This is a genomic window from Mesorhizobium sp. M7A.F.Ca.AU.002.02.1.1 (assembly GCF_003998535.1).
Classification (GTDB): Bacteria; Pseudomonadota; Alphaproteobacteria; order Rhizobiales; family Rhizobiaceae; genus Mesorhizobium; species Mesorhizobium ciceri.
On sequence record NZ_RZPB01000169.1, the window covers coordinates 1 to 9,381 of the forward strand.

Genomic DNA, 9,381 nt, shown 5'->3' on the forward strand with positions numbered 1-9,381 from the left:
AGATAGTCGACCTCGACGCCACGATCCTTGAAGATTTGCACGGCGGTGGGGGAGAGTTTGTCTGAGACGAGAACGCGGGGCGCCATGGCGGCCTCCTTGAAATGGATTTGATCCTGATGGGAGTGGGCGGCCCGAAGGCCGCCGCGAATGATCTCAGGCCGCCGCTTTGAGCGACGCCTTCTGTGCGGCGAATGCCCAGTCGAGCCAGGGCAGCAACGCTTCGAGATCCGACGTCTCGACCGTCGCGCCGCACCAGATGCGCAGGCCGGGCGGTGCGTCGCGATAGGCACCGATATCATAGGCGACGCCTTCCTTGTCGAGCACCGACACCAGCCCCTTGGCGAAGGCCGCCTGCCCGTCGGCGTCGAGCGCGGACACGTCCGGATCGGTGAAGGACAGGCAGACGGACGTGTTCGACCGTGTCGCCGGCTGGACGGCGAGATGACCGAGCCAGGAGGACTTGCCGACAAAGCGATCGAGGACGGCCGCATTGGCATCCGCCCTGGCGATCAGCGCGTCGAGGCCGCCGGTCGACTTCGCCCAGTTGAGCGCATCGAGGTAATCCTCGACGCACAGCATCGAGGGCGTGTTGATGGTCTCGCCCTTGAAGATGCCTTCGATCAGCTTGCCGCCTGAGGTCAGGCGGAAAATTTTCGGCAGCGGCCATGAGGGCTTGTAGGTTTCCAGCCGCTCGACAGCGCGAGGCGACAGGATCAGCATGCCGTGAGCGCCCTCGCCGCCCAGCACCTTCTGCCAGGAGAAAGTGACGACATCGAGTTTTTCGAAGTCGAGCCTCTGCGCGAATGCGGCGGAAGTCGCATCGCAGACGGTCAGGCCCTTGCGGTCCGCGGGAATGAAATCGCCGTTCGGCACGCGAACGCCCGACGTGGTGCCGTTCCAGGTGAACACCACATCGCGGTCGAAATCGATCTTGGTGAGATCAGGCAGCTCGCCGTAGCCGGCTTCGATCTTGCGCACGTCGGCGAGCTTCAATTGCTTGACCACGTCGGTGACCCAGCCGGAGCCAAAGCTCTCCCAGGCGACCATGTCGACGCCGCGCTCGCCGAGCAGCGACCACAGCGCCATCTCGACCGCACCGGTGTCCGACGCCGGCACGATGCCGATGCGGTAACCCGCCGGGACCTGGAGAATCTCCCGCGTCAGCTCGATCGCCTGTTCGAGCTTGGTCTTGCCGATCTTGGCGCGGTGGGAACGGCCGAGCGCAGCATTTCTTAGCGCCTCGACCGACCAGCCGGGGCGCTTTGCGCAGGGACCTGAGGAGAAATTGGGGTTTGCCGGACGGAGTCCGGGCTTCGTATGCGTCGTCATCGTGGTCTATCCTTCCAGATAGTGGCCCCTCGTTGGGGAGGGGTGGCCCACGGACGGCGATATTCGTTCGGGCTTCAGGCGTCAAGAGGAAAGTTTTTGTCGTTGCCGGGATACCGGCGATCCCCGATCAGGATGTCGTGACTTCAAACGCAAACGACGGACCCCATGATCCGCCGTGCTGGTCCTCGTACTCGCCGCGCCTACCAGAGATCGTAGCGCAGCCCGACCTTGACCTGATGATAATCGAGGCCCTTTTTGAACTCAGGGTTGCCGACAGCGTCTGCTGTCACGTATTTCGCGGAAGGCAGAGCCGTGTATTGATAGCCGACATCGACTGCAACATTCTTGCTGACCTGATAAGCAAAGCCGGCGCCGAGCGTATAGGCGAAGCTGAACTGCTTCTCCGACTGCGTCGTCCCATCATAGCCGTTTGGATCGTCGCATTCAAAGATGGTCGTGGTTGTACCTGATGTTGTCGATGAATTCTGACAGTTGCGAGCGCCTTGAGCGTACTTGTAGGTGCTGTACGCTATGCCGACACCGCCTCCGACATAGGGCGTGAAGCCGACATAAGTGCCCAGGTCGACAAAGGCGCTGGCCATCACATCGTAGGCCTTGTTGTTGCCGTCGTTGGAGCCTTCGCATCCACGGGTGCTTGGGCCGGCGAACGCGCTTGTGCTGCCACCGCTGGTGACAGTCACCGTCTGCGTTCCATCGCAAGTACTGTCGAATTTGCTGGCGAATTTGCTTGTCGGCAGCAGACCGAAATTCAATTCACCACGGAAGTAATCGTTGAAATGGTAGCCCATACCTATCGAACCAGACAGCGGGCTGGTATCCGTAACCAGACCGGCCGGAGTTTCCGAAAATTCATAGGGCTTGTTGAAGGCATAGCCGAGATCACCGCGCAGATACCAGCCGGAGCCGACCTCGACCGGGACGTAGTCGGGCGCCTGGTCGACATAGATCGGCGGATCGTAGTCGGCCGCGTGCACCGGCGTCAGCGGCAGGAGGGCTAGTGCACCGAGCGCCAGCGCCATACGCGATGTAAGTTTCATGGTCCCCGACTCCCGAATTTGGCGCAGCCCGCAATCGCAGCGGCAGCCATCGTTTCAAGGAGCATTGTTAACCATAGTGGTTAAGTGGCGGTTAAGGCTAACAGAGCGTTAGCGAATTCATTTCCCCTGTCGATTCCAGGCGGCCAACGAAAAACCGCCCGGCTGAGGCCGGGCGGTTTGTGAAGAATTCAAGTAATGTAGATGCTGTTACTTGGTGTAGATCGGCTCGGGTTCGGGCTGGTAGGCAACGACCGGCGCGGCGCAACCGTTGTTGCCACCGAACTGGTAACGCAGGCCACCGCGCACTTCGTGTGTGTTGATGCCACGATCGAAGCCGGGACCGGAGCTGGTGATGTTCCAGTCGAACATGCGGCCGCCCTGGATATGGGAGAAGCGGTAGCCGGCATCGAGAATGATCTTGTCGGTCAAGCAGTACGAAGCGCCGGCCATCAGACCGTAGGCGAAACGCCAGCTTGATCTGCCGGGATTGAACTCGGTGGTGTTCGGGTCGTAGACATCATCCCACTTGACGCGGGCGCCGCCGATGCCGGCGCCAACGTAAGGCGTGATGCCATGGTAGGTGCCGAGATCGACATAGGCGTTGGCAAGCAGTAGCAGGGCGCTCATCTTCGATACTTCGGTCGAAGTACCGTTGATATCCGAGGTGCCGCCGTTGAAGTTCGACTTGAACCAATAGTCGGCGGTCAAATCGGTCCGGAAGTGATCGTTGATCTTGTAGCCGACGCCGGCGCCGAGCGAGAAACCGCCCTTGAGCTTGCCGAAATCGAAGCTTCTGGTGCCGGGCGTAACCGTACAGTTACAGGGATCGACGGTGTAGGTCATATAGTCGATGCCGCGCACGGTCGACTTGTGATAGTCGATGTCGCCACGGATATACCAGCCGCCGACTTCTACCGGCTGCTCGTAGACGGCCTGAGGCGGAGCCTCTTCGACGATCGGTTCCGGCAGGTCGGCCGCGAACAACGGCCCCGCCAGGCCTGCGAACAGTAAGGCGAGCAGGGCCTTTCTTGCTGTCTTGAACATGCTTGTCACCCCTGAGAAGCTCGGAACGGCAAACCCGCCCGAAATGCGATTGGCTTTCAGTCGTGGATAATGAATTGCAAAGGTTAAAAGGCGTTTAACCCTGTTGCTTAACCACGAATCTCGAAACTTCTGGGGACCGGCGCGAGATTTCCGAACAGCGAACAGACTGGGAGCCGACAAGAAAAAGCCCGCCGAGAGGCGGGCCTTGGACAGGTTCAGGCGACGACGTCCTGCCGGGCGCTGTGGGGGTCAGGCGGCGCTGCGCGTTTCCGAGATGATGTCCACGATGCCATTCACCACGGACTCGACCAGTTGCGGGTCGTCGCCCTCGGCCATCACGCGGATCAGCGGCTCTGTCCCGGATGGCCGGATAACCAGCCGTCCGGTCTTGCCGAGCCGGCTACGCGCGTCTTCGATGGCGGCCTTGACCGGCGCCTCCTCGAGCGGCTTGCCGCCGGAAATGTGAACGTTCTTCAGGAGTTGCGGCACGGGTTCGAATTTCTTCGACAGTTCGCTGACCGGCCGGCCCTGCCGCTTGATGCAGGCCAGCACCTGCAGCGCCGAAACCAGGCCGTCGCCGGTGGTCGAAAAGTCGGACAGCACGATATGGCCCGACTGTTCGCCGCCGACATTCAAGCCATGCGCGCGCATATGCTCGACGACATAACGGTCGCCGACCTTGGTGCGGTGCAATTGCAGCTTCATGTCGCCGAGGAAGCGTTCGAGGCCCAGATTGGACATGACGGTTGAGACGACACCGCCGCCGGCAAGCCGCCCGCTCTGGTGCCAGGATTCGGCGATCAGCGCCATGATCTGGTCACCATCGACGATCGCGCCGTTTTCATCGACGATGACGACGCGATCGGCGTCGCCGTCGAGCGCGATGCCGATATCGGCGCGCACTTCGTGCACCTTCTTTTGCAGGCCGGCCGGGTGGGTCGAGCCGCATTCCTTGTTGATGTTGAAGCCGTTGGGCTCGACATTGATGGCGACGACTTCGGCGCCCAGTTCCCACAGCGCCTCGGGCGCCACCTTGTAGGCCGCGCCATTGGCGCAATCGACGACGATCCTCAAGCCCGCGAGCGACATCGAGCGCGGCAAGGTGCGCTTGGCGAATTCGATGTAGCGGTCATGCACGCCGTCGACGCGCTTGGCGCGGCCAAGCCCGTCGGAGTCGGCGAGCGCCAGTTCGATATCCCTGTCGAGCATGCTCTCGATGCGCTCCTCGATCTCGTCGGAGAGCTTGTAGCCGTCGGGTCCGAACAGCTTGATGCCGTTGTCGTAATAGGGGTTGTGCGAGGCCGAGATCATGACGCCGATATCGGCGCGCAGCGAACGCACCAGCATGGCGACAGCCGGCGTCGGGATCGGGCCGAGCAGGAACACGTCCATGCCGGCGGCACAAAGACCGGCGACCATGGCATTCTCGATCATATAACCGGAAAGCCTGGTGTCCTTGCCGAGCACGACACGATGTCGATGGCTGCCGCGCTGGAAAGAAAGGCCGGCGGCCATGCCGACCCGCATCGCGATTTCAGCGGTCATCGGAAACTTGTTGGCGCGTCCGCGAATGCCGTCCGTGCCGAAATAATTCCCTGCCATGCCAGTCAGCTTCCTCGACGTTTCTTCCCCGGCACGTCATGCCACAAGTGGCCAGGGCGCTATGATCACATTGTGTGATTATACGTTACCAATCCTTAGAAAACCATTGTTGTGCACTGCACACAACGTGGCCGCAACCTGACATGCCCAGACTGCCATGCTGCAATATACAAGTCATTCGAGCCTTTCAGCGCGGATGCACCAGGAAAATCTTGCTCTGAACCAGGCAACGGACAACGATTTCATCACCTTATCGGGAGAAGCCGATTTTCGGCGATATATACGCCACTTAGCATCTGGCGCAACCGACCGTTGAGCGTTATTGATTTGCAGGGACGTATCATGGGCTGCTGCAACGGAGAAACGCTATGCTCATCCACCGACTTGCCACTTTGACCGGCCTCGCCGTCGCGACCTTGTTCCTGGCCGCGCCAGCCAACGCACTGACGATGGCCGAGTGCAGCACGAAGTATAACGCCGCCAAGGATGCGGGGACACTGGCCGGAGCGACCTGGAACCAGTTCCGCAAGGCTCAGTGCGGTACCGACGCCGCAGCGACGACCGACGCCAAGCCGGCCGATGCCAAGAAAGCGACCGACACCACGAAGGCTGCCGCCGCGGCGGACGACAGCACGGCCAAGGGCCTGACGGCGAAGGAATGCAGCACCAAGTATCAGGCGGCGAAGGCTGCCGGCACGCTGAACGGCATGAAGTGGAACGACTTCCGCAAATCCGAATGCGCCGCCGGTGCATCCGCCGCTGCCGCCGCCAAGCCGGCGACCACCAAGGCCGCCGCGGCTCCCGCCGCTCCCGCAGACAATGGCGGCAAGGGCCTGAGCATGGCCGAATGCAGCACCAAGTATCAGGCCGCCAAGACGGCCAACACGCTGAACGGCATGAAGTGGAACGACTTCCGCAAGACCGAGTGCGGCGCAGCCGCCTCGGATGACGACACCGTGCCGGCCGCCGACGAGGCGAGCTACACCAAGGAGCCGGCGAAGCCGACGACGGCTGCGCCCAAGGGCGTCACCTTCCCGTCCGCGATCTCGCCGAAATATACCAGCGAGACCCCCGGAAAGGGCCGTATGCACACCTGCCTCGACCAGTACTATGCCCTCAAGGACGCCAATTCGCTTGGCGGCCTGAAGTGGATCCAGAAGGGCGGCGGCTTCTACAGCCTGTGCAACGCCAAGCTGAAGAGCTGATCGCTTAGCCATAGTCTCCAAACAAAGGCCCGCGCATCGCAAGATGCGCGGGCCTTTTTTGTTGCGCGAAGACGCACACTGCCTTGCTCGCATCTGCATGTCGCCGGGCTGCCGGCATCATCAATTCGCCTACACTGCCCACCGCCAAGCTCATCGGTAGTCCGTAAAGATTCTGGTTGAACATATAGAGAACAAACCATATACAAAAAGACGTCAAACTTATTATCAACCAGGAGGGTCTTATGCACGGTTTGAAATTGGCGGTATTGGCTGCGACCGCATTTGTCGCTTGGAGCGTCGCCCCCGCAAGCGCACTGACGATGAAGGAATGCGGCGAGACCTATCGAACAGCCAAGGAAGGCGGCACTCTGAACGGCATGGACTGGACGGCTTTTCGCAAGGAGAAGTGCGCGACATCAGCAGCGGACAGTGTCAGCGAGGATACGGTCAAAACCGAGCCGCAGACGAAAAAAGAAACCAGCGCGGCGGTCGCCCCCACTGTAGCGCCCGCGGGCGTGACATTTCCGACCACGCTGGCCGCCGAGTTCAAGACCGAAAAGCCCGCGAAGGCGCGCATGAAGACCTGTCTCCAGGGCTACCATGGCAACAAGGACGCGGGCACGTTGAACGGCCTTCGCTGGATCCAGAAGGGCGGCGGTTATTACAGCCTGTGCAATGCCAAGCTGAAGAGCTGAGCGACAAGACATCTGAAGAAGAGAAGGCCTGCGAACCGCAGGGTTCGCGGGCCTTTTTGTTGCCTTCGAGGGCACGCCAGCGGCGACGTTGCCAATCTCCCCCTTGTGGGGGAGATTGGCTATCACCTAGACTTTCGCCAATCGTCACCGTCGCAGATGCGAGGTCGCGGACAACTCCTCCCCAACGCCAAAAACAAAAAACGCCGCGGAGCAAGCCGCGGCGTTCGATGAAATCGGTGGCCGAACTCAGCTCGACGGCTGTGGTTCCATACCGCCTTCGGGCTCAGGACCCTTCTTGCGGCGGCCGCCGGACTTCGGCACGGCCGAGCCACGACTTGGCGGCGTATCGTCGCCGAGGTCGCGTGCGGGCTTGTGGCCGGCGATCAACTGCTTGATCTCCTCGCCGGACAGCGTCTCGTATTCCAGCAGGCCCTGAGCCAGCGCGATCCATTCCTTCTTCTTCTTGGTCAGGATGGACTTCGCCGACGAATAGGCCTCATCGATCAGGCGGCGCACTTCGGCGTCGATGATCTGCGCCGTTTCTTCCGAGACGTTCTGCGTGCGTGCCACCGAATGGCCAAGGAACACTTCTTCCTGGTTGTCGCCATAGGCGACATGGCCGAGCTTGTCGGAAAAGCCCCAGCGCGTGACCATGGCACGCGCCAGCTTGGTCGCCTGCTCGATATCCGAAGAAGCTCCGGAGGTGATGTTCTCCTTGCCGAACTTGAACTCCTCGGCGACACGGCCGCCCATCATGATGGCGAGCCGCGAGATCATGTATTTGTAGCTCATCGAATAGCGGTCGCCTTCGGGCAACTGCATGACCATGCCGAGTGCACGGCCGCGCGGGATGATGGTGGCCTTGTGCAGCGGATCGGCCGACGGCACGTTGAGCGCGAGGATGGCGTGGCCGGCCTCATGGTAGGCGGTCAGTTCCTTCTCGGCCTGCGTCATGGCCGACGAGCGGCGCTCGGCGCCCATCATGATCTTGTCCTTAGCGTCCTCGAATTCAGCCATGGTGACGAGGCGCTTGTTGCGTCGTGCCGCCATCAGCGCGGATTCGTTGACGAGGTTCATCAGGTCGGCGCCGGAGAAGCCAGGCGTGCCGCGCGCGATCACCTTGAGGTCGACGTTGGGCGCCAGCGGCACGTTGCGCACATGCACCTTGAGGATCTTCTCGCGGCCGACGATGTCAGGGTTCGGCACCACGACCTGGCGGTCGAAGCGGCCTGGCCTGAGCAGTGCCGGATCGAGCACGTCGGGCCGGTTGGTGGCAGCGATCAGGATGATGCTTTCGTTGGATTCGAAACCGTCCATCTCGACCAGCAGCTGGTTCAGCGTCTGCTCGCGTTCGTCATTGCCGCCGCCGAGGCCGGCGCCGCGATGACGGCCGACTGCGTCGATTTCGTCAATGAAGATGATGCAGGGCGCGTTCTTCTTGGCCTGGTCGAACATGTCGCGGACGCGGCTTGCACCGACGCCGACGAACATCTCGACGAAGTCAGAACCGGAAATGGTGAAGAACGGCACATTGGCTTCGCCGGCAACCGAGCGCGCGAGCAGCGTCTTGCCGGTTCCCGGAGGGCCGACGAGCAGCACGCCGCGCGGAATCTTGCCGCCGAGCCGCTGGAACTTCTGCGGATCGCGCAGGAACTCGACGATCTCTTCCAGATCTTCCTTGGCTTCGTCGACGCCGGCAACGTCCTGGAAAGTGACGCGGCCATGCGCTTCGGTGAGCAGCTTGGCCTTCGATTTGCCGAAGCCCATCGCGCGGCCGGAGCCGGACTGCATCTGGCGCATGAAGAATATCCAGACGCCGAGGATGAGGATCATCGGCAGCCAGGAGATCAAATAGCCGAACAGCGAATTGGAACCGTCCGTTTCAGGCCGTGCATTGATGGTGACGTTCTTGTCCTGCAGCCGCGAGACCAGCGAAGGATCGCCGGGCGAATAGGTCTGGAAACCGCTGGAATTGTCGGTGTAGGTGCCGCTGATACGAGCGCCAGCAATGGTCACCGTCTTGACCCGCCCCGCCGCGACATCCTGCAGGAACTGCGAATAAGGCACATCGCTGGAAGCCCCTCGCGTCTGCGGCGTCTGGAACAAATTGAACAGGGCTATGAGCAGGACCGCTATGATCGCCCAGAGCGCGAGGTTGCGATAGTTCGGATTCATCAATTGTCCCGTTGGCGTCCGCGAGGCGGACACGCGTCATGAGAGGAAACTTGCGCCTAACATAGGGAGAGCGTCCCCCCTTGCCAAGCAGAACAGCACGTCTGGGTTAAGCTTTCGCGCAACCCTCAGCCGGCACTGTGGCCGCTGAAAGGCAAGGGCGGGACCGGGGCCGCGCCAATCAGCCCGGCGACGGCCCGCGCCAGCGCTAGGTCGAAGGATGGCAGGAAGCGGCCGAAGGGGGCAACGACCGGCCGCACTTCCACCGTCGCGGAC

The 9,381-nt window shown here is 61.6% G+C and carries 7 protein-coding genes and 1 pseudogene; 2 read left to right on the top strand and 6 right to left on the bottom strand.

The window, feature by feature from the left end:
• Positions 1-153: 153 nt before the first annotated feature.
• The 4 genes from EN879_RS13095 to glmM all read right to left on the bottom strand — a co-directional run bounded on the left by EN879_RS13095 (position 154) and on the right by glmM (position 5,033).
• The gene (locus tag EN879_RS13095; RefSeq protein WP_013529158.1) at positions 154-1,329 is read right to left on the bottom strand and encodes a phosphoserine transaminase; all 1,176 of its coding nucleotides are present in this window, start codon (positions 1,327-1,329) and stop codon (positions 154-156) included.
• A 200-nt stretch (positions 1,330-1,529) separates the two neighbouring features.
• Entirely contained in the window at positions 1,530-2,369 is an 840-nt protein-coding gene (locus EN879_RS13100; protein ID WP_318011902.1) for an outer membrane beta-barrel protein, read from the bottom strand.
• A 225-nt stretch (positions 2,370-2,594) separates the two neighbouring features.
• A complete protein-coding gene (locus EN879_RS13105) occupies positions 2,595-3,431 on the bottom strand; it encodes an outer membrane protein (RefSeq protein ID WP_013529156.1) in 837 nt (278 codons plus the stop codon).
• A 249-nt stretch (positions 3,432-3,680) separates the two neighbouring features.
• The gene (glmM, locus tag EN879_RS13110) at positions 3,681-5,033 is read right to left on the bottom strand and encodes a phosphoglucosamine mutase (RefSeq protein ID WP_013529155.1); all 1,353 of its coding nucleotides are present in this window, start codon (positions 5,031-5,033) and stop codon (positions 3,681-3,683) included.
• Between the two features lie 368 nt (positions 5,034-5,401).
• On the opposite strand from glmM, the gene EN879_RS13115 reads away from it, so the two are divergent.
• Both EN879_RS13115 and EN879_RS13120 read left to right on the top strand, forming a co-directional pair.
• Positions 5,402-6,238: a hypothetical protein gene (locus EN879_RS13115; RefSeq protein WP_063169197.1), complete on the top strand. Its 837-nt coding sequence runs from the start codon at positions 5,402-5,404 to the stop codon at positions 6,236-6,238.
• Between the two features lie 242 nt (positions 6,239-6,480).
• On the top strand, positions 6,481-6,933 hold the full coding sequence (locus EN879_RS13120) for a hypothetical protein (RefSeq protein ID WP_013529153.1): 453 nt from the start codon (positions 6,481-6,483) through the stop codon (positions 6,931-6,933).
• A 246-nt stretch (positions 6,934-7,179) separates the two neighbouring features.
• Here the strand turns inward: EN879_RS13120 and ftsH are convergent, their stop codons facing one another.
• On the bottom strand, positions 7,180-9,108 hold the full coding sequence (ftsH, locus tag EN879_RS13125; protein WP_013529152.1) for an ATP-dependent zinc metalloprotease FtsH: 1,929 nt from the start codon (positions 9,106-9,108) through the stop codon (positions 7,180-7,182).
• 125 nt (positions 9,109-9,233) lie between these two features.
• Positions 9,234-9,381 (bottom strand): annotated as a pseudogene (locus EN879_RS39890) (tRNA(Ile)-lysidine synthetase); the annotation flags it as partial.

Coding starts and splice junctions, on each gene's coding strand:
- EN879_RS13115 (WP_063169197.1), top strand. CDS start 5,402: ATGCTCATCCACCGACTTGCCACTTTGACCGGCCTCGCCGTCGCGACC.
- EN879_RS13095 (WP_013529158.1), bottom strand. CDS start 1,329: ATGACGACGCATACGAAGCCCGGACTCCGTCCGGCAAACCCCAATTTC.
- EN879_RS13100 (WP_318011902.1), bottom strand. CDS start 2,369: ATGGCGCTGGCGCTCGGTGCACTAGCCCTCCTGCCGCTGACGCCGGTG.
- glmM (WP_013529155.1), bottom strand. CDS start 5,033: ATGGCAGGGAATTATTTCGGCACGGACGGCATTCGCGGACGCGCCAAC.
- EN879_RS13105 (WP_013529156.1), bottom strand. CDS start 3,431: ATGTTCAAGACAGCAAGAAAGGCCCTGCTCGCCTTACTGTTCGCAGGC.
- EN879_RS13120 (WP_013529153.1), top strand. CDS start 6,481: ATGCACGGTTTGAAATTGGCGGTATTGGCTGCGACCGCATTTGTCGCT.
- ftsH (WP_013529152.1), bottom strand. CDS start 9,108: ATGAATCCGAACTATCGCAACCTCGCGCTCTGGGCGATCATAGCGGTC.